A 21179-nucleotide genomic window follows, 5' to 3' on the forward strand; every position below is an offset into this window, starting at 1 on the left:
GAACACATGGTTGAAGAACGATTTACTTTGCAACGAGCTCAAGATTATATTTCCAAATCTATCGGAAACGTTAATGATCAGTTTAAGCCCGAAAAACACTTAACAGCTCCTGTGGGATGGATTAACGATCCAAATGGTTTCGTTTACTTCCGTGGAGAGTACCATCTCTTTTATCAATACTATCCCTATGATTCTTCATGGGGGCCCATGCATTGGGGGCATGTCAAATCAACTGATTTATTGCACTGGGAGCAGTTGCCTGTAGCTCTTGCTCCTGACATGGCTTATGATAAAGATGGGTGTTTCTCAGGCAGTGCAATTGTCAAAGATGATCGTTTGTGGCTGATGTATACTGGTCATATTGTTGAAGAGGACGGTTCGATTCGTCAGGTGCAAAACATGGCTGTTTCAGAGGATGGTATTTCTTTTACAAAATTAACCTCTAATCCTGTGATGACTGGTGATAGTATTCCGGAAATTAGCTCAGTTGACTTTCGAGATCCAAAACTATTTGAAAAAGACGGTCACTTTTATGCAGTTGTTGCTGCAAAGCATGTCGATCAGGTTGGCTGTATTGTTTTGCTAGGTTCAACTGACTTAGAGAATTGGTCCTTCGAATCGATCTTTTTGAAAGGAACGACAGATCAAGGGATTATGTGGGAATGTCCAGATTACTTCAATTTGAAGGGTCAAGATTGCTTAATCATGTCCCCTATGAAATTCCCACAGTCTGGCCAAGATTTTCAAAATCTTAATTCCAACATTATCTGTTTTGGTCATGTAGATTGGTCAACAAAAACATTTGTGCTCGAAAAAATAGACGAGATTGACCATGGTCATGACTTCTATGCAGCCCAATCCCTCGAAGACGATCAAGGGCGTCGCATTATGATTGCTTGGATGCAAGCCTGGGGGAGAAAAATCCCAACACAAGACCTCAACCATAACTGGGCAGGCATGATGACTTTAGCGCGGGAGTTGACAATTGTTGATGGACAATTAGTCCAAACACCATTTTTACCAGGTAAAGGTAGGAATACTGTCGAATTAAGCCAGGGCGACTTATGGGAAGAAGAGTTGAAGTCACCGTCAAGATTGGATCTGATTTCTGAAGAACATGCGAGTTGGACTCTGACTATTGGAGGACCTGATGATTACATTAGGTTATCGTTAGAAAACAATCAATTGACCCTTGATCGGAGCGGACTAGCGAATCAGCTAGGTGGTGAGGAAACAAGTCCTCTCCTAAAACGTTATGTTCAGTTGCCAAATGGTGTCAATGAGCTAACACTATTTATCGACAAGTCTGCATTTGAAGTTTTTGCTAATAAAGGTAAAATTAGCATGACATCAACCTTCTATGCTAAAGCAAACACAGCCAAACTGACTGTTCAAACAGGAATCAGCAGGCTACAATATTAATCTCAAGAAGAGGCTGGGCAAAAAGTCTCTAAAAATAGAAAATGGCATGAGGCTGTGTTTTGCACAGCCTCTTCTTTTCGGCAGTCTGTTCTAGCCCCTATAAATCAATTGCACTTGGTTTGTGATGAGTTGGGCGATTTCAGAAATGGGGTCAGTCATGCCTTTTTTGACCCAAAGGAGGAAGACTGAGACGATGCTGGCGATAAACATCTCGTACTCATAGTCTGACTTATACTGTAGCGGTGTGATCTGATCATCTTGGTCAAGGTCCTTGGCGTAGTGGAAGAATTGTTCCATGATTTCTTTTAATAAATCAGAAAGAAAGGTGGTCTGGTTAGACATGACCAGGGCTCGGACAAAAACATGATCTTCTTTTAAATACTCAAGGGTTTGTGAAATGGTCTGAAATAAGGCATCGTTCTTGCCTTTAAGAATGGAATCTTTGAGGAGAGCAGTGGTTAAGATGGCCATGAGTTGGTCAATCATATCCGCGACCAGTCGGTCTCTCAAATCGTATTTATCTACATAATGGTGGTAAAAGGTGCTGCGATTGATCGCAGCCTTTTCAATAATATCACTAACGGTTAAGCGGTCAAATCCTTTGTCTAAGAGGAGTTCTGAAAAGGCTTGTTTAATCTTAGATTTGGTTTTTGTTTGTCGTTTCATGCGGGAACTCCTTATTTCAACACTCTGTTGAAAATTGTCTGTTGAGTTTTAGTTTTGAAGATTATATAATATTTTTAGGATGAAAGCAATACTGAAAGGAATGGGAAAATGGCTTATATTGAAGTGAAAAATCTGAGCAAAGGATTTCAGGTAGGCGAAACTAAAATCATGGCTAATCAAGACCTTAATTTTGAGATAGAAAAAGGCGAGCTGGTCATGATTCTGGGCGCATCAGGTGCTGGAAAATCGACCCTGCTAAATATTTTAGGAGGCATGGATACATGCGATACTGGTCAGGTCATCATCGATGGCCAAGACATTGCGCAGTACAATTCCCGTCAGCGGACGGATTACCGCAGGGATGATGTCGGATTTGTCTTTCAGTTTTACAATCTAGTCGGTAATCTGACGGCTAAGGAAAATGTGGAGCTAGCGTCTGAAATCGTCAAGGATGCCCTTGACCCTGAAGAAACTTTAAAAGAAGTAGGGCTAGGTCACCGTTTGAACAACTTTCCGGCCCAGTTGTCTGGTGGTGAGCAGCAGCGGGTTTCCATTGCCCGTGCTGTTGCGAAAAACCCTAAGATCTTGCTCTGTGATGAACCAACTGGAGCTCTCGACTATGAGACAGGTAAGCAAGTGCTGAAAATATTGCAGGACATGGCTCGCGAAAAAGGCGCCACGGTGATTATTGTGACGCATAATTCGGCCCTGGTGCCGATTGCAGATCGGGTTATCCACATGCGTGACGCCAAAGTCAAGGACCACTACCTTAACCAAGAACCGCAAGATATTGCGACCTTGGAATATTAGGAGGTATCTGATGGGAAATAGGATTTATTGGCGAGACATTTGGCGCTCGATTCGTAAGACCAAGGCTCGTTTTTTCTCCATTGTCAGCCTGATGGCTCTGGGATCATTTGCCTTAGTCGGGCTTAAAGTCGCTGGCCCTAACCTAGAGCAAACGGGTGCGGCCTTTTTAGACAAGCATCTGGTCGCGGATCTCGTGGTGATGGCGGACTTTGGCTTAGGGGAGCATGATCAGGACGAGTTAAAAAGCCTTGACAAGGCGACGGTCAGCTTTGGCTATTTGCAGGATGTTTTGGTCAAGGATCAAGAAGCGTCTTTGCGTGTCTTTTCTTTAGATAAGACCTTGTCGCAACCAGTCTTAGTTGAAGGCCATCTGCCTAAAACGGACCAAGAGATTGCTTTATCTGCCAACCTAGTAAAAGACTATGAGCTGGGGGATACCATTACCTTTGAATCAGACGACGATGGGACCCTAACAGCTGACACTTATACTGTATCAGGGTTTATCAAGGCTAGTGATATTTGGTCAGAAACCAGCTTTGGGGCCAGTCAAAAAGGGTCTGGCGAGTTAGACGGGTACGCTGTGGCTGACGAATCAGCTTTTGATGCTGAGGTTTATAGTGTAGCCCGATTGCGTTTTGAAGATTTAGGACAGCTCAACCCCTTTGGTAGCAGTTATCAGAAGGGCTTAGCACAAGAGGAATCTGCTCTGGAAGACCTTTTGTCTGATAACGGTATGGAGCGGTTAAAGGAAATCAAAGAAGAACCTGAGGCAGAGATTGCTAAGGGGCAAAAAGAATTAAATGATCTTAAAGAACAACTAGACAATCAAACAAAAGTCTTGAAGGCTTTAGGACGAAGTGTGTCAGATGTACCTGAACTGGTCAAGCTCCAAGAGACCTTGACAACAGAGCAAGCCAAATTGGACGACGCCCAAGAAGAATTGGACGACTTAAAGGAGCCGACCTATCGGGTTTCTAACCGCCGGACCATGCCAGGAGGTCAGGGCTATCAGACCTATGGGTCCTCGGCAGCCTCCATTTCTCAGGTGGGCAATGTCTTTCCTGTGGTTCTTTATTTTGTGGCAGCCCTTGTCACCTTCACGACAATGACGCGTTTTGTAGATGAGGAGCGGACCAATGCAGGGATTTTTAAAGCCCTTGGCTACAGCCGCAAAGCCATCCGTCGAAAATTTATCATTTATGGCTTAGTGACAGGGACTGTCGGAACCCTTCTTGGAACTCTGGGGGGCCAATTTATCCTAGCTCCCATGATTTCAAGTATCATCTCAACCGGCACAGTCATCGGGAAAGCAACCCTCTTTAGCTATCCTATCTATTACGTCTTATCTCTTATTTTATCTTTGATTTCTGCTGTCTTACCAGCCTATTTGATTGCTAATAAAGGTTTGAAAGAGCAGACGGCTTATCTACTCCAGCCAAAACCACCGGTTAGGGGGGAAAAGATTTTACTGGAACGCCTTGGCTTTATCTGGAAACGGATGAGTTTTACGCATAAGGTAACAGCCCGTAATATCTTTCGTTACAAACAACGGATGTTCATGACCATCTTTGGAGTTGCCGGGTCCATTGCCCTCCTTTATGCTGGTTTAGGGATCCGGTCATCGCTCAGTGGGATTTCAGATACGCAGTTTGGACAGATTTTAACCTACGACATGCTAGTGGTTGAAAAAGAGGATGCCAGTGAAGCAGAACAAAAAGACCTGGACGACGCCCTAAATGGCTCAGACATTAAGGCCTATCTCCCAATTTATACTGATAGCTTGACCCATGTTTTTCCTGAGGTTGAAGACAAACAGAGTCTGACTCTGATGGTGACAGAAGGGCGTGATTTTGGGGAATTGCTCCATATGCGAGATGCAAAAACCAAAGAAGAGCATTCCTTATCTTCAGATGGTGTTGTTATTTCTGAGAAATTAGCCAAACTCTACGGCGCTAAAGCAGGCGACGAGATAAGCTTGACACGGGATGATCAGACGGTAACGGTTCCTGTGACGGGTGTGGTTCAACTTTTTACGGGGCATTTTGTCTTTATGTCAGCTCAAGCTTTTGAAGATGTTTTTGAAGAAAGCTATGCATCGGATGCCTATTTGATAGGGTTAAAAGCTAATGATGAACAAGCGATTAAGGAACATTCGGCGCAGTTTTTAGAGTTGTCAGCAGTTTCTGCAGTCTCTCAAAACCTATCTGTGGTCGAGCAGGTTAATCTGATTGTGGATTCCTTGGCTTCAACCATGATGTTATTGGTAGCTGTGTCGATTTTGCTTGCGATGGTGATTCTATATAATCTGACCAATATCAATGTGGCAGAGCGTATCAGAGAGTTATCAACGATTAAGGTTTTAGGCTTCCATAACAAGGAAGTGACGCTTTATATTTACCGAGAAACCATTGTCTTGACCTTGATTGGGATTGCTCTTGGGTTACTGTCAGGGCATTATCTGCACCTCTTTTTGATTGATATGATTGCACCAGACAGCATGATGTTTAACCCACAGGTGACACCGGAAGTTTGGGTAATTCCGATTGTGACGATTACCTTAATCTTGGCGGTTCTCGGTTGGTTGGTCAATCATCGCCTGAAAAAACTAGATATGTTAGAAGCTTTGAAGGCAAATGAATAAGGAAAGAAGGCTGGCACATCCCAACTTCAGATTGAAGACAAAGTCTCTTTTGAAACTTTCCTTAGCTGATAACGGACGGTAGCGACTCCCTTCGGGATTCCAAACCTAAATTTTGAGTCTTCTTCGCTTTTCTATTTCCAAGCTCAGACCTGACCGTCTTTTCTTATTTTTTGAAGACGGGCTAAAAAGGTTCACTGAACCTTTTTACTCCACTGGACTATTTCACCCCAAAACTTCCGAGTGCCTGAAACGCAATAGTTTCAGGCACTTTTATCACAGCGGAAAGTTTCGATAATTGCTCGCTCAGCTCGCAAAAATCAACTCTTTAAATCCTTGGTAGAACTTCGTAATGTCCTGTTGACAGAAAACTAGGGTTTGTCTACGTCCTCAGGCTAGGTCATCCCAGCTTTTTTGTCGCAAAAAAACCATTGGAATGACAGTAAATCTCTCTACTGTTTATGATCTTCATTTCTGGTGATATAGGTACCATAATATTGAATTTTTTTATGTCTGACCATTGCCTAATTTTTTTGAACGGGTATGTGTCCTGAATTGGGAGAATTGAATAAATAACATTAAGAGAACGTAAATACGTTCTCTTTTGTTTTGTTTAAGTATATACGGAGGAAGTTTTTTATGCATAAGAAATCAAAACAATTACGTGCTAAACAACGTCAATCAAGAAACCTGGTGATTACATCACTAATGAATCAAACAGGTTGGTCACGTGATAGGGTCGTAGCATCCATAAATGAGCTTGAAGATTTTAACATGATTAAATTTCCTAAACATGGTGGCATGATGCTTAAAGTTGGTGAGGTGAGATAGATGGCTTTCGGAAGAATTTCTTTAGAGCAAGCTTTGAATAGCGATAATTTTTATCAATTACCAAAGGTAATAATTGGTACTAGATATTATCGCAAATTAAAAGCTGAAGCAAAACTGATGTTTATGCTTTGTCGTGACCGTCTAAGTGCATCCCTCGATAGCACCCGCAAAGGGGATTTACGATTTGTAGATGATTTAGGTGATATCTTCATTTATTACTCTATTGAAGACCTGGCTGAAGACCTAGGTTGTGGTCGTGACAAAGTAATGAAACTAAAAAAAGAACTTATCAAATATGGTTTAATCGATGAGGTTAGACAGGGTTTGAATAAAGCAAATCGGATTTACGTTAAGAATGTAATAACAGATATTCAGATTCTTAATTTGGAGTTCGAAGATGCGGAAAAGCTTATAAATGCAGTAAATTCAACGGAAGTCGTAAAATCCGACTTCCAGAAGTCGCAAAATTCGACTTCAAAAAGTCGTAAAACTAGACTTCAAGAAGTCGCAAAATCCGACTCAACTTATACTAAAAGGAGTGAGATTAAAAAGAGTGAGATTAAATTAACTCTTTCTGAGGATGAGGAAGAAAAAAACCTAAATTCTCTTTCTAGAAAAGTTGATAAAGTAACTAAGTATGATAAAGACTATATTTGGGATTTGGTTCATGACCAACTCCTGAAAGAAAACTTATCACCTTCAGTTGCTGATTACGCTATGGTTCACTTTGATGACCGTTATCAATATGCGTTAGAAAATATGCGTTTTGCTCGTTCGTCAGAAATGATTGCTGAATATGTTTTTAATGGCATTATCGCAGAAGTCAATCAATCTATGCGAAAACAGCAAATAAAAGATATAGGGTAAAGGAACTGATACTCTTTTAAGCTCTTTGAAAAACTATAAGGGAGAATTTAAGAAATGACGATTAGAGAAAAAATCATCACAAGAATCGCTCAATTATCTAATGAAAATGAAAGCCTATCAAGTTTGGCTCAAAATCAGCTTGACCTTTTAGACCAAACAGGAGCTGAAAAGGAACATTATCTAGCATTTTGGGAAGATATTAAGTTTTAAACTCTTGACCTGAGCAAGTCATAAAACTACTCTATGACCTTTGAAAATTGAATACCCCCTCTGCCCTGATACAGCGTGACTATGAGATACAAAATTGGGGGCGGAGTGTAAAGCGAGTTCTCTCGCCTCAGTCACACATTGCATTGACGCAGGTTTGCCGTTTTCACCTTAAACGGTGCGTATGAAATACGGATATAATCAAAAGAAGGTTATACAGCATGGGTGTAAATTAACCTAAATTTATTCGAGAAGGAGAAAAGAATGAATAAATTTAAAGACTTGGCAAACAATGAGGTTTGCATTAGAGATTTAAAACAATTAGGACGTGAAGGTGGTGCTTCAGCCTATCTTGATTCAGGTGAAGTCATGGTATTGAAACCAAAGTATGGAACGGTATCAAGAAAAGGATATGTAGCAGGAAAACCTATGCTAGTTGAGTTAAAAATGGAGTACAAAACTATCTTTTCAGCAATTCGCACAATCGAAAGAAATGGGATATTGATTGCAAGAAGGGAGCGTTTTGGTTTGACCAATGTTTTAAGATTGACTGGTACAGGCTATCACCGCACTAGAAAAGATAAATCGGGAGGTAGTACATGACGGATTGGCAAAGAGAAAATGGTTGGCAAGACCAACAAAACAACAATAAGTCAAGCCGTCATCCAACAAAAGACAATCATGAGCCAATCCGTTTCAAATTGGTTAAGCACATTGCAACATTATCCACAGCGAAGACGGGATGGAAAAAAGAGCTCAATGTTATTTCATGGAATGATGCTGAGCCTAAATATGACATTAGGTCATGGAAAGATGACCGTTCACGAGTAGGAAAAGGTGTTACACTTTTTGAGGATGAAATGAAAGTCCTTAAAGAAGCTGTATCAGGCTTGAAACTAGATGAGAAGTGAAGGAGAAAAAATGAAATCAACATTATTAAAAAAAGTGATTAAAACTAGCCTTATGCTCACACTTGCTGGAACATTAGGAACAGTTGGGGGGCTCTTCTAAAGGGGGAAATTGCACCAGTTAAGGTGGAAGCATCAATGTATCACGGAGACCGTCGCCTGGTGGCTACCTGGAATCAATCTTTAGGTGGTTATTGGTGGCGAAAGGTCTATAAGTATTCAGATGGTTCAGTAGGATATGGACCAAAATTCTATTACTATGGTTGGTTTGGATAAGTCAAAAAAATCACCATTATATTAAATTTTTAAAAAAGAAAGAGGATAAAAAATTATGGCAACTGCAATTAAAGTATTTCAAATCGTTCAAATCGTAGTCAGTGTTACAGGACTTGTATGGGTACTGACAGGGATGCTTGACTTTTTTGGAGGTCGTAACAATAATGATTCAATGCGCCAAGAAAAAGGTGGGAATTCAATGATTAACGGTGGTGCGGTCGGTATTATTGGAGCTTCAGTTTGTCAAGCAATCATTACTTTGCTTGGTACTATTAACTAAGTCTCGAAAGGAGCTAGAGTGATGGATAATATCACAAATTCTCTAGCTGAATATAGTTCAACAGTCAATCAGTATGCAGATAAAATCAATAACGCTTTATTACCTGTCGCATCAATCTTGATTCTGACTTTCTTCTTAGTTGATATTTTATCCTGGAATAGAAGATTGGGACAAGAGGGCGGAGGTTTGACAGTTCAGCTGTGGATGGAAATAGCCTTGGGATATGTCATTGCATTTATCTTGGTTTACAATATCTCAGAAATTTTTGATTTTATTGTATTCGTCTTTAACAGGGGAATTGCCCTTGTTTCTAGTGTTTTACCAAATAAGGATTTTAAAGTTGATGTTGATACGTCAGGTATTAGTGGTTGGATATTCAAACAAGTTGTTGGGATAGTTGCCAAAGTCGTTGATTTTGTTGGAAACATTAGCACTAAAATACTTGTCTTCATGAGATTTTTCCAAATGTATATTTTGAAGGCAGTCTCTCCTCTGATAGTAGCATTTTTTATGTCAGAAAAGACAAGAACCGTTGCAATCAATTTCTTAAAGCATTTCTCAGCTTATGCTTTTCAGGGATTGCTACTCGTTATTATTGCAAAACTCTATCCTGCTTTGATTATTGACGATATGTTCAAAGCAGGAAGTGGAGACTGGGTAACGGCTTTTGCTTCAATCGGTAAAGGGATAGTTTATATTATTTGTCTATTTGGTAGCCAACGTTTGGCAAAAACACTCTTAAACGCCATGTAAAATCAAGTGAAATTTGGTAAAATAGAATGATAGGAGGTGAGGACATGTCAGAAAGTAAATACCACTTTAAACGTGAAGGAAATCATTTTAAAGTTACTTCTGCTAGAGAAGTGACTACTCAATCTACTCAAAATGAAACACTAGTACCTAAACTGGCTAAACGCTCTATTTGGTCTAGAATTAACTCATTCTTTGGGATTGTTTTTTCAGGAATTATAATGATTTTTGGTTTTCTGATTGCAACTCCGTTTTTTATCCTATCAGTCTTGATAAACTGGATTAAATTTTCAATAGGATTTGCTATTTTTTGGACTATAATCTATATTGTTTATGATTCTATTATTCTTAATAATACGTCCCTTGGCGTGCAACCATTCAATAATAAGGTCATTTTAACAATTATGGCACTAGGTCTTGTAGCTTCAGTTTTTTTGACTATTGCTGAAGCCAAAGACTAGAGAAGATTATAAATGTTGAACAAACACTTTGCTAAGCAAGGTGTTTTTTAATTTAGCTAGAAAGAGGTTGTATGAATAAATTAGGAAGTGAGTTCCTGAAAGAGTTTGACAACTATGAAAGACCAGTAGCTTTTGGACTAACTAAACGCTTACTGGTTTTATTTTTGGGAGTCGGGATTGTGGTTACTTTAACGATTGCGATTTCTCTGATGGGACTCTCAGATATTTTTATGTATCTTGTGACACTTATTATTGCCCCTCCCTTTATAATTTACGGGTTGGGTTTTGATGAAGCAGTCAAAGACAAAGTTATGTTTAATCTAAAAGTTCAAAAGAGAGCTTTTATCACAGAATTTGAGGAAGGAGAGGAGTTCACAAAAGATGATTTTAAATCTTGGAAGAAAGTCAAAGAAGTTGACGAAGGCTGAAAAGGAACGTAAGGCACGTCTGAAACGCTCTTTGAAGGCTTCAACTCAAAATACAATTAAATACAACAGTCTTTTTGAAAATGGACTGATGCATATTGCAAAAAATGAATGGTCTCGGACGTATCGCTTGGGTGATGTTGCTTATATATCCGCTAACCAGGATGAAAAGATTGACGTGATTGATACCCACGCTGAAGCACTCAATTCATTAGATGCAGGCACTACTTACCAACTCTTGGTTATTAACCGAAGAATTGAAGATAACGCTATTGACCAAATCAAATATGAAGAAGTTGATGACGGTTTTGATAATTTTCGTAGGGAATATAATGAAATCATTGAGTCCCGTTTCTCAAGTGACTCAAAAAATTTCCAGGTTGAGAAATTTGTTACATTGAAGACTGAAGCGTATAACAGAGGGCAAGCTGATGCTAACCTTAGTGAACTTGGAAATTCACTTGAGAATCAATATTCTCAGATGGATATTTCCTTTGAGGAAATGGATGGGAAAGAACGTCTTGATGTGTTTTCTGAGTTACTTCTTGGTAAGCGTAAGCTTCCTTATACCTTTAAAGATATTGCTTTATCAGAATTGCACACAAAAGATTTTATTGCACCAAGCAGGCTTCATTTCTTAGAGAATCGCTTTAGAATAAATGAAGGGGTAGCAAAAGTTATGTATGCACGTAACTATCCAACGTTCCTGACTGACCGCATGATAAAAAATCTAACTGATATTGGGGTTGAGTTGGCAATTACGGTTCAGGCTGAACCGTATGAACCTTCAGGATTTATGAAGAAAATAAACAACACTGATACAACTATTAAGGCTGAAATGGTTAAGGCTCAACGTTCAGGTGCTCAAGAAGGAGTTGACCAAGAATTGGCGGTCAGCGGTCGAGCACGTGAAATTTCAGAATCTACAAGACGGTGGAAAGAAGAGATTGATGACAATGACCAAAAAGCCTTTTCAGGACTGATTGCAGTGTATTTCAAAGCAAATAATGAAGACGAACTTGCAAGCATTACTGACAAGATTCAGACAGCTTCTCGTAAAGTTGGTGTTGACTTTCAGGAGTGTTACTACTACCAGGAAGAAGGACTCAATACTATCCTTCCTATTGGTCATACATTCTTAAATGTAAAACGTCGCTTTATCCGTGATATGACTACGTCTAACCTTGCAACACAAGTTCCTTTTACAAATGTTGACCTCAAGTCAGAAAGCGAACGGGCGCTCTATTATGGTCAAAATCAATTGTCAAATAACGTTATCACAGTTGACCGTAAGGCTGACCTAAATACTGGTTCAGGTGTGGTACTTGGTTCTTCAGGTTCGGGTAAATCTGTTACAGTTAAGACTATGGAAATCATTCCAACTTATCTTAAAAACCCTGAAGACCGTATCATTATTGTTGACCCTGAAGATGAGTATTCAGATATAGGTCGAGAATTTGGAGCGCAGTTGGTTGATATTTTCATAGGCTCAAAATCACATTTAAACCTGATGGATTTGCCTGATGTTAGTCAATTGAAAGATGGGGATGATGACCCTATTGGGGATAAATCAAACTTGCTCATGGGTCTGTTCGAGTCTATCCTTGATGAAGTTGGGGACGTTCAATATACCATCATTGACCGTGTCACCCGTGAGACCTACAAGCGCTTTGCAGGTAGTAATAAGACCCCAACCCTTAAAGATTGGCATGACATTTTGGAAGAACAGCCTGAACCTGAAGCCCAGGAGCTAGCGCTTAAATCAGAAATCTATGCTAAAGGGTCGCAAAATATCTTTGCACATGAGACTAATGTTGATATAACTGACCGTTTCGTAGTCTTTAATTTGAAACGTCTATCAGGGAAACTCAAGCCGTTTGCTATGATGGTTATTCAAGATTACATTTGGAATCAGGTTGTTGCTTCTCAAGGGAAGTTGACAACTCGGATCTATTTTGACGAGGTTCAACTTTTCTTCAAGGAAGAAGCACAGGCTATCTTCTTTACTGAACTATATTCAAGGGTTCGTAAATATGGAGCGATTGCCACAGCGATTACACAAAATATTGAAACTTTGATGAACAAGGAAGAAGGACGTAAGTTAGTTTCAAATAGTGAATTCATGATTCTCTTGAAGCATAAGAAGTCTGACTTAGTAGCTCTATCAAAAGCTATTACATTAACTCCAACTCTTACCAGGTATATTGAAAAACCAAAAGCAAAAGGAACTGGTCTAATTGTTGCAGGTCAGGTTGTTGTACCTTTTGAAAATCCTATACCTAGTCATACAAGGCTTTATGAACTTGTAACCACAGATGCTTAGGAGGTGTTACGTTGTCAAGAAAGACAAGACAAGACCTCCGAGATGCCAAGCGTGACTATAAGGAAGCCAGTTCTAACCTCTCGACAACGAAAAATAGCTATAAGCTAGCTGAAAAGAGGGAATCTCGGATTCTTAAACCCAAGACAGATGCTGAAAAGCGTTACTTGGGGCAGAAACAAAAGGTAAGACGGAAGGTCGCTAGCAAAGAGATTGAAACGCTCAAAGAGCGTAAACAGACCACTAAAACAAAGAAACGCCAAGCCATCCAACGTAACGGTGGAACTGGTGTTCAAAAGCTCAGAAAGGTTGCTCATTATCAAGCTTCTCATTTTGTTGATTCTGCTTTTCAAGATAATGACGTTCTTGAAGATATTGCTTCAGCACGCCAAAATATCAGGCGTACGCACGCTGAAATCAGACAAGCTAAGAAGATTGGTAATTATACTGTAAAAGTTGGTAAAGGAGCAACCAGGGGCGTTTATGGAGCGGGAAACCGCACCTATAACCTTGCCCGTGGTCGTGGGTTTACCAGGACTCCCGCTTCTAATCGATGGGAAACAAAAGTCAAAAACAAGTATCAGCGGTTGCGTGCAAGATTAAGAGTATCAAAAGCTGGAAAGACCGCCAACACTACTAAGAAAGTTGCAAGTACCGTCAGCAAACCTATCCTGACCGTTTTAAAAAATCCACTTTCCTCTAAAGCCTATCTAATTATGTTTTTGGGTTTCCTGGTACTAGCTCTTCTAGGAGTAATCACAGGTGGTGGAAGTTCAACTGTCTCTCAAAATGAATTTGACCTGACAGATTCCTGGACTTACCTTTCTAAGATTGACCGTGAAAAATCAAATGACAAAGTGGACTACTGGACAAATATTGATGAAATCATGATGTTCATGGGATATAAGCATGAAGACTTTACTCTTAATAGCAATTATGATTCCAAAGATAAGAAGTGGTATCAATTCAAACATTCTTATAAGGAACTTTTGTCTGACCTTTGGAAAGAATTAAACGGTGACAAAGACAATCTGAAGACTATGTCTGATATTTATACGTCCACTGATAATAAGTATCTCAAACTAAGCAAGGATGAGATTAAGGACTATGATGAAATATTGGAACAAGCAAAAGAAGTTGGCTATTATGTGACCTATAATGACCTGGACAATCCTTTTAATAATAAGGTTGATGATGAGAAGTTAGACCCTATCCGTATTGATAAGCGTTTTGGGTATGTTTCAAAAACCAAGATGTATAACGGGTCAATTCTACAAGCGAACCAAGGAGACAAGCTATATGCTGTCATGAGCGGTAAGGTTACAATCAAGGGAAAAGATGTCATTATTAAGACCAGTTCCGCTGAGTTCACTTATAAAAAGGTGGCACGTCTTCGAGTTAAAAACGGGGATAGGGTCAAGGCAGGTGATGAGATTGGCGAGGTCAGCGAGTCATCAGGTCAAGAGGTTTATTATAAGAAACTTAAGAACAAGAAAAAGAAGCAATGGGCTTGGGTCAACGTTGGTTTCTATCTTCCAAAAGTAGAATACAATCAAACAACATCAGTTATTTCAGATATGGATATTGATGGGGATATTGGTAAAAAAATTACTAGTATATATAACTACTTAAAGAAGAAAGACGGTAAAATCACTATCAACGGTGTTTCAGCTATGTTAGGGAATTTTTGGACAGAATCATCTATTACCGCTAAACGTGCTGAAGGAGATTATTTAAGCCCTCCTGTTGGTGCTTCTGCTAACTCTTGGGATGACCCAGCTTGGTTGTCGATAAACGGTCCAACTATCTATAATGGTCGTTATCCAAATATTTTGCGAAGAGGTTTAGGGTTAGGACAATGGACTGACACAGCAGATGGTTCAACACGTCATACTGCTCTGTTAAATTATGCAAAATCAAAGGGCAAAAAGTGGTATGACCTGGAACTTCAGTTAGATTTTATGTGGGAAGGTGACAGTCCTTACTATATTCAAACTCTTAAAGATATTCTTCATTCTAGTGATGATGTTGATACGTTGACGACTAAGTTTTTGGTCTATTGGGAAGGTAACTCAGGAGATAAGTTAAAAGAACGTCAAAACAATGCTAGACAAGTTGAGCAATACTTGAAAAATCCAACGGCTGGCAATTCTAGGGGTGGCAGTCCTGTGCTTCAAAGCTCGTGGGATTTCCCGCCCGAATATGCTTCAAAAATCAAAAGCTATCCTTCTTCAGCAACAGTTACAAGGTCTCTTCAAGGAAATTATTATCCAGTAGGGCAATGTACCTGGTATGTTGCTAACAGACTTATTGAAGCAGGTCATGGAGCAAGTGCATTGTCATCAAATAATGGAAATGGTCAAGATTGGGTCAGAAATCTAGTAGCTAAAGGATGGAAATTTAGTAATACACCTGTGGCGGGCGCAGTAGTATCAGTAGCAGGAGGATTTGGAAATACGATTCCTGCTTATGGTCACGTTGCCTATGTCGAGTATGTAAATCCTGATGGTTCATTTCTTATCTCAGAATGTAACGTTAGTGGCGTTCAGAATAAAATCCATTGGGCAGTGTGGACAAATCAAACATACTATACATTTGCCATTCCACCAAAATAAAATAGAAAGATTGGAAAAATATGTTAGATGAAACAAAAATCAGGTATTTAAAAATGATTGGGTACTTTCTTTTAGTTGTTATTGCAGTATTCATTGGTGTAGGTATTGGTCAGACTTCTTCAGGAAAAACTACCAAGACTGATGAAATTGAAATAAATCAAAGTATGAAAGAAGAAGAACTCACACAGGATAAGGTGGAAGAATTTCTTATCAACTATTTCACCAAGAAAGACCTGGGTGAGAATCGTAAACGTTATAAGGAATTTATGACTGATGCTCTTTACAATCAGGAGGTTGCTAAAGAAGATGAACCCGTTAGTCAGACTTATAAAGGATTTGTGGTTGATTTTATTTATAAATCCTCTGAAATATATATCAACCAAGAAAAGTTATCTGTTATAACACAGGTGAATTATGTTAATACCTTACTTGACGAAAAAAAGAACTATGACACGGCTCAAAAGGATGTCATGAATAAGCTCACGCTTCGCCTGACTTATGTAAATGATAATGGTACGCTCAAGGTGAATAATATTGAGTCCATTATTCTTACTGACCAAACAGGTGATTATGGAATCTTGGATAACACTACCTCGTCTGAAGAAGAAGTTTCAGAAGTTGAAGCATCTTCTGAGGAAGAAGAAACAACAGAAAATGTGGAGGCAAGCTCTGAAGAAGTCGCCTCTTAACTAGCTACCGAAAAGGAGAAAAAGAATGGTTACTAGAAAATCACAATCAGAAACACTAAAAGCTAAAATCACCAAATTAGACACTGAACTTGGCAAGGTCAAAGACCAAAAATCTCAATTAGCCAATAAAGAAAAAGAGCTGAATAGACAGCTAAAAACTCTGAAGGCTGATTATATTGTCGCTTTGATGGCAGAATCAGGTAAATCAATTGAAGACCTTGAACTCTTTGCTAAAACTGAGGCAGTTACTGAGAATGGTGGTGACGGTCATGTATCGGATTACTAATATTCAGTCACGTCAACAAGAAACTTGTCCTAACCGAGATGAACTGTTATCAATTATCAACGAAAAATCCGTTTGGGCTGAAGATAGGCATGAGTCTTTCACTCTTCAGCTTGAACAAGTTGCTGAAGATGGTTCGCTCCTGGACAATATGACTCTTACCCTTCCCCTTCAGGAAATTGTAGAAGAAGCCCTTTCCAACTTCGGATTGAAGCGTGAGAAAAAAGGCTTCTCTTTGCTTCAGCGTAAGCCACAGGCGAGCGTTTCCGCAGAAGAGGTCACACAAAAAACTGAAGATGAGCTTGTAGAGCCAATCTCAGCACCTCAGATTGAGAAGGAAGAATCACCTGCTCCTAAAAAAGACCTGGTTAAGCCCACTGAGAAACCTAAAAAAGAAAAGAAGGCTCAAAAGGGTTCAAAACCAAAACAAGCAGTAGCACCAAAAGAACCAAAAACTCAAAAAGCTCCAGGAGGAAACATCCTCACAAGTGGGCTGATTTGGAAGTTGCTCACTTTGGGGATTTTAGGAATGTTGGTATTCGGGTTTAGCCTGATACAAGCTCAAACCCAAAAAATTGAAAATATTGAAAATCGTTTGATGATTGAAGCTGACCAGGGTAAGGTTGAGGTAGTCGGCAGATTCTTCATTGCCAACTATTACTCAGGAAACTCAGACAATCTGTCAGACTTCTTGAGTAAGGACTTGAAGGCTGAAGGTGTAGAAGCTAAAAAAGCGACTCAGGTTCAATCATCCATCTATGAAACGGTGTCATCATCAAAAGATACTATCAAAGTAACTTTTGTCGTGACAACCAAGGGAGATGATGACAGCAACGTTAAGACCGTTCGTCTTACGCTTCCCTTCAAGGAAGATAAAAAATCCAAGTATGGCTATGTCCTGGTTGGTCAGCCAAAATTTTCAAGTTTTGCTGAATAAAATAGCTATAAAAATCACTATAAAAATAAACATAAATATATAGGAGTAATATCATGAAAAAATGGACAAAATTTATCACTTTAACATCAGTAGTAGTTCTTGCTTCAGCAAGTCCCTTGACAGCACTTGCAGATGAAAACATACCAGCAACTGCTGATGTTCCTGCGGTTTCTTCAGTACCTGAAGCACCATCAGATAGCTCTTCAGCTCCTTCAGATGATACTGTTATTCCAACTGTTCCTGAAACCTCAACTGAAGTACCAAGCACTCCTGAAGTCAATACTGTTGTGCCGACTGACCCTAATGTGACAGTTCCTTCAACAAGCGAACCTGTGGAAACTTCTCCTGCAACTGAAGTTACACCGCCATCAGCTGAAGAACCTTCTCAAACAACACCTGAAGAACCTTCTCAAACAACACCTGAAGAAAATTCATCAACTGAACCATCATCAACTGAAAAGCCTGAGCAGGATGCTGATGAAACAAGCGAATCAAAAACAAGCGAGCCAACTGAAAATACAGTGACAGTTCCAACTGTTGATGGTGGGTCTGCTACTGTAATTCCTGATGTTAATGTTCCAACTAACAATCCAAAAGTAACTGCTCAAACGGCAGTAAATGCAGGAGCTAGTCAAGTTGGGACAACTTCAACAGTAACAGGGCAGGTGGTTTCTAATGTCACCCCTTCAGCTCCTGTTTACACTGATACAGGCTATCAGATTGTTGATACAAAAAATAGTCAGGTAGTAGTGGTATATAGTGATGGGTCAACGGCTACCGTAGCTCCTGAAGTAGTTGGAGGAAAAGTCAATGAAGATAAGACCATTACTGTAACAGACCAATCAGGTTCAAAAAAGACCCTCCCACACACAGGAGAGGAGTCAGGCGTATTAGCAAGTATTGGAACAGCTATTTTTGCAGGGCTAGTGGCATATTTCCTCAAGAAAAGAACACTTAAAAGCAACTAACTTATAACAGCGGTAGGTTACAATCCTTACCGCTTTTATTTTTAGAAAAAGGAGGTAAAAATGGACCAAGAACGAGTTGGAATGAAGGTCGGTGAGGTTTACAAACTCACAGGGGAATTGATGCTTAAGGCTCTTTACTACGCTATGGAAAATGGCTATCAGTCAATGAAAAGCCACAGTGAAAATACTGTTTTCTCAGAAAAGACTAACTGGAATCAATTTATGGCAACTAAAGAGACCAAGCATTTTGAAACCTTTATGAATCATGAAGTCAATACAGAACGCCTGGAACAATACCTCAAGGGCTATGATGTTGGTTTTTCCATCAAGGATAATGGAAACGGGACAAGTACAATTGCTATTGATGCAAAAAATGTGAAGGCGCTTGAAGCAAGTTTCAAAGGTATAATCAATGATTTAACGAACCCTGAAAAGGCTGAAAAGCTGTCATATAACCTGGTTAAAAGTTCAAAAAACATGACCCTGAAGGAAAAGCTCACTTATTACAAGAAGCAGGTAAAGGCTGAGATTAAAGCTAAAGTTCCAACGCCTAAAAAGGCAATTGCTAAAGATGAAAAGGGGTTGTAGATGATTACTGAACAAAAACAGCGTAAATTTATACCTTATCTGATTGTAGGTTTGCTACTCTTTTATGCAATGCATTGGTTGGTTAAACTCTATGACCTAGCCCCTGCGACTGAAGGTGTTATCTTTTTTGATGAATCCCGTATCGACTGGATGTCAGCTAACTGGTCAAGCAAGTCTTTAATTGATTTTCAGTTTACTCAAACTAGTCTATATGGTGGGGGTATAGCATTTTTAATCGTCATGATGTTGTATTTAAGAGTCAACGACAAAGGTCGTTACCGTTACGGTGAGGAGTACGGTTCAGCTCGTTACGCCACGGTCAAAGAGCTAGCCTCTTTTCGGGATAAAGAGCCTGAAAATGATATGATATTCAGCCAAAATGGACGAATGGGGCTTTTCAACAAACGCCTTCCGTTCAATCGTCAACTTAATAAAAACACATTGACGGTTGGTCTCCCTGGTGATGGTAAAACCTTTACTTTCGTAAAACCAAACTTGATGCAGATGAACAGTTCATTTGTTATCACAGACCCTAAAGGGCTTCTAGTCCGTGAAACAGGGAAAATGCTTGAGGAGAATGGGTACAAAATTAAAGTCTTTGACCTGGTAAACCTGACCAATTCTAATCAATTCAATGTCTTTCATTATATGCATGATGAACTAGATATAGATAGGGTTGCTGAAGCGATTATTGCAGGGACAAAACGCTCAGATAACTCAGGGGAGGACTTTTGGAATCAAGCTGAAATGCTCCTGATGCGTGCTTTAATAGGGTATCTCTATTTTGACGGTAAGGTTTTAAAGAAATATGAGCCAAACATTGCCCAGGTTGCTGACCTTTTAAGGAATATCAGGCGTGAGGATGAGGACACGCCTAGCGTAGTTGAAAGAATGTTTGAAGAGCTTGAAGAAGAACTCCCAGGGAATTATGCAAACAGACAATGGGAACTCTTCAACGGGAACTTTGAAGGAAAAACCATGACCTCGGTCTTATCAGTGGCATCTTCACGATTTGCCGTCTTTGACCATGATGCAGTTAGAAATCTGACCGCACGTGATTCAATGGAAATGGAAAAATGGCAGACGGAGAAAACAGCGGTCTTCATTGCAATCCCTGAAACAGATAAATCCTTTAATTTCATTGCTACAACCATGTTTACCATGATGTTTAGACAACTTCCTAAAACGGCTGATGAGATTATTCAAGGGTTGCATCCAACCTGTAAACCTGAAAACTTACTCCATATCAGACTTATCTTAGATGAGTTTGCTAACTTCGGACGTTTCCCAAATTTCACAGAAACGCTCTCTTCAGTCCGTTCACGTGAAATCTCTATTGATATTATCATTCAGGCTATTAGCCAACTGAAGGCGCTCTATAAAGACCAATGGGAAACCATCTTCAATAACTGCGCAACTCTGGTTTACCTGGGAACAAATGACAAAGAAACAATGAATTACTTCTCTATGCGGAGTGGTAAGCAGACTATCAATGTCAAAAATCAATCTAAAACACGTTCAACACAAGGGTCAAGCAGTGAGTCTATTCAGACTATCCAACGTGACCTACTGACACCTGACGAGGTGGCACGTATCGGAGTTGATGAAGCCCTTATCTTTATCTCAAAACAGAATGTCTTCAGGGATAAAAAGACAAACGTGCTTCAGCATCCACGTGCAAAAGAACTGGCAAATAGCCCAAGTGATGAAAATTGGTATCGTTACATTCGCACTATGTCAGATATGGATGATTGGGATGCTAACGTGAACCATGATAGGGTGATTAACACCACAGAAAAACAAGTCTTAGAAGCTGATTTGCCTTTTAGTCTAGCTTCTTAAGCAAATGAGAAAACCTGTTAGGAAAGCCTAGCAGGTTTTGTTATTTTGGAGGAAATACAATGACAAGACAAGAAACAAGAGGAATAGGATACTTTGAAACCCTCTTTTCAGCCGTTGAAATGGAGACTATGGCTGAAGCACTCAAACAATTTGCCCTGGGACACCAGGTGACTGAAAAAAGTAATGAGGGTGAAGTTTTGAAGGTCTTTATCGGTACGCTGATAAAGACTTTAGAGCTAGAAGAATTTCAGGCAGTTGCTCCGCAACTCTTCAGCTACCCTAGATACTATGAAGGAAGCCTGGAGGTAGAATCGATTGGGGCTTCAAAAGAAGACCTGAGTTATCTGAAGGACAACATAGACAGACTTCTTCAGGAGGAAATAGAGGTGATGTGAA

Annotated in this window: 23 protein-coding genes; 22 read left to right on the forward strand and 1 reads right to left on the reverse strand. The window is 39.7% G+C overall.

What is annotated here, in order from left to right; genetic code table 11:
- Positions 1–6: 6 nt before the first annotated feature.
- A complete protein-coding gene (locus ACVRYP_RS04310; protein WP_447467527.1) occupies positions 7–1422 on the forward strand; it encodes a glycoside hydrolase family 32 protein in 1416 nt (471 codons plus the stop codon).
- A gap of 90 nt (positions 1423–1512) precedes the next feature.
- Here the strand turns inward: ACVRYP_RS04310 and ACVRYP_RS04315 are convergent, their stop codons facing one another.
- Entirely contained in the window at positions 1513–2088 is a 576-nt protein-coding gene (locus ACVRYP_RS04315) for a TetR/AcrR family transcriptional regulator (RefSeq protein WP_447467528.1), read from the reverse strand.
- Positions 2089–2196: 108 nt separating this feature from the next.
- Between ACVRYP_RS04315 and ACVRYP_RS04320 the strand changes: the two genes are divergently transcribed.
- From ACVRYP_RS04320 to ACVRYP_RS04420, 21 genes are all read left to right on the forward strand, one after another.
- Complete coding sequence (locus ACVRYP_RS04320) at positions 2197–2898, forward strand: ABC transporter ATP-binding protein (protein WP_307121102.1); 702 nt, start codon at positions 2197–2199, stop codon at positions 2896–2898.
- 10 nt (positions 2899–2908) lie between these two features.
- Positions 2909–5539, forward strand: coding sequence for an ABC transporter permease (locus ACVRYP_RS04325; protein ID WP_447467529.1), 2631 nt, complete (start codon positions 2909–2911; stop codon positions 5537–5539).
- A 636-nt stretch (positions 5540–6175) separates the two neighbouring features.
- On the forward strand, positions 6176–6367 hold the full coding sequence (locus ACVRYP_RS04330; protein WP_447467530.1) for a hypothetical protein: 192 nt from the start codon (positions 6176–6178) through the stop codon (positions 6365–6367).
- The gene (locus ACVRYP_RS04335; protein ID WP_447467531.1) at positions 6368–7234 is read left to right on the forward strand and encodes a replication initiator protein A; all 867 of its coding nucleotides are present in this window, start codon (positions 6368–6370) and stop codon (positions 7232–7234) included.
- Between the two features lie 54 nt (positions 7235–7288).
- Positions 7289–7444: a hypothetical protein gene (locus tag ACVRYP_RS04340; RefSeq protein WP_447467532.1), complete on the forward strand. Its 156-nt coding sequence runs from the start codon at positions 7289–7291 to the stop codon at positions 7442–7444.
- A gap of 261 nt (positions 7445–7705) precedes the next feature.
- Positions 7706–8044 (forward strand): hypothetical protein, encoded by a 339-nt coding sequence (locus ACVRYP_RS04345; RefSeq protein ID WP_447467533.1) that lies wholly within the window; start codon positions 7706–7708, stop codon positions 8042–8044.
- Complete coding sequence (locus ACVRYP_RS04350) at positions 8041–8352, forward strand: YdbC family protein (protein ID WP_447467534.1); 312 nt, start codon at positions 8041–8043, stop codon at positions 8350–8352. Before ACVRYP_RS04345 ends, ACVRYP_RS04350 begins: the two co-directional genes overlap by 4 nt.
- Positions 8353–8487: 135 nt before the next feature.
- Positions 8488–8625 carry a hypothetical protein gene (locus ACVRYP_RS04355; RefSeq protein WP_447467535.1) on the forward strand — a complete coding sequence of 46 codons (138 nt, stop codon included), beginning with the start codon at positions 8488–8490 and terminating at the stop codon, positions 8623–8625.
- Between the two features lie 55 nt (positions 8626–8680).
- A complete protein-coding gene (locus ACVRYP_RS04360) occupies positions 8681–8905 on the forward strand; it encodes a hypothetical protein (protein WP_447467536.1) in 225 nt (74 codons plus the stop codon).
- Positions 8906–8926: 21 nt separating this feature from the next.
- A complete protein-coding gene (locus ACVRYP_RS04365) occupies positions 8927–9658 on the forward strand; it encodes a hypothetical protein (protein WP_447467537.1) in 732 nt (243 codons plus the stop codon).
- A 44-nt stretch (positions 9659–9702) separates the two neighbouring features.
- Positions 9703–10116, forward strand: a complete 414-nt coding sequence (locus tag ACVRYP_RS04370) for a lactose transporter (RefSeq protein ID WP_447467538.1) — start codon at positions 9703–9705, stop codon at positions 10114–10116.
- Positions 10117–10187: 71 nt separating this feature from the next.
- Complete coding sequence (locus ACVRYP_RS04375; RefSeq protein WP_447467539.1) at positions 10188–10544, forward strand: PrgI family protein; 357 nt, start codon at positions 10188–10190, stop codon at positions 10542–10544.
- Positions 10498–12864 carry a VirB4-like conjugal transfer ATPase, CD1110 family gene (locus ACVRYP_RS04380; protein ID WP_447467540.1) on the forward strand — a complete coding sequence of 789 codons (2367 nt, stop codon included), beginning with the start codon at positions 10498–10500 and terminating at the stop codon, positions 12862–12864. Before ACVRYP_RS04375 ends, ACVRYP_RS04380 begins: the two co-directional genes overlap by 47 nt.
- A gap of 11 nt (positions 12865–12875) precedes the next feature.
- Positions 12876–15476: a phage tail tip lysozyme gene (locus tag ACVRYP_RS04385; protein ID WP_447467541.1), complete on the forward strand. Its 2601-nt coding sequence runs from the start codon at positions 12876–12878 to the stop codon at positions 15474–15476.
- 20 nt (positions 15477–15496) lie between these two features.
- The gene (locus ACVRYP_RS04390; protein WP_447467542.1) at positions 15497–16165 is read left to right on the forward strand and encodes a hypothetical protein; all 669 of its coding nucleotides are present in this window, start codon (positions 15497–15499) and stop codon (positions 16163–16165) included.
- A gap of 25 nt (positions 16166–16190) precedes the next feature.
- Positions 16191–16451 carry a hypothetical protein gene (locus tag ACVRYP_RS04395; protein ID WP_447467543.1) on the forward strand — a complete coding sequence of 87 codons (261 nt, stop codon included), beginning with the start codon at positions 16191–16193 and terminating at the stop codon, positions 16449–16451.
- Positions 16435–17385 carry a hypothetical protein gene (locus ACVRYP_RS04400; RefSeq protein ID WP_447467544.1) on the forward strand — a complete coding sequence of 317 codons (951 nt, stop codon included), beginning with the start codon at positions 16435–16437 and terminating at the stop codon, positions 17383–17385. Before ACVRYP_RS04395 ends, ACVRYP_RS04400 begins: the two co-directional genes overlap by 17 nt.
- A gap of 53 nt (positions 17386–17438) precedes the next feature.
- Positions 17439–18353, forward strand: a complete 915-nt coding sequence (locus ACVRYP_RS04405) for an LPXTG cell wall anchor domain-containing protein (protein WP_447467545.1) — start codon at positions 17439–17441, stop codon at positions 18351–18353.
- 60 nt (positions 18354–18413) lie between these two features.
- Positions 18414–18941: a hypothetical protein gene (locus tag ACVRYP_RS04410; RefSeq protein WP_447467546.1), complete on the forward strand. Its 528-nt coding sequence runs from the start codon at positions 18414–18416 to the stop codon at positions 18939–18941.
- On the forward strand, positions 18942–20783 hold the full coding sequence (locus ACVRYP_RS04415) for a VirD4-like conjugal transfer protein, CD1115 family (RefSeq protein WP_447467547.1): 1842 nt from the start codon (positions 18942–18944) through the stop codon (positions 20781–20783). It begins immediately after the preceding gene.
- A 59-nt stretch (positions 20784–20842) separates the two neighbouring features.
- Positions 20843–21178 (forward strand): hypothetical protein, encoded by a 336-nt coding sequence (locus ACVRYP_RS04420; RefSeq protein WP_447467548.1) that lies wholly within the window; start codon positions 20843–20845, stop codon positions 21176–21178.
- Position 21179: the final 1 nt, after the last annotated feature.

The sequence above is a fragment of the Streptococcus rifensis genome, assembly GCF_053203525.1.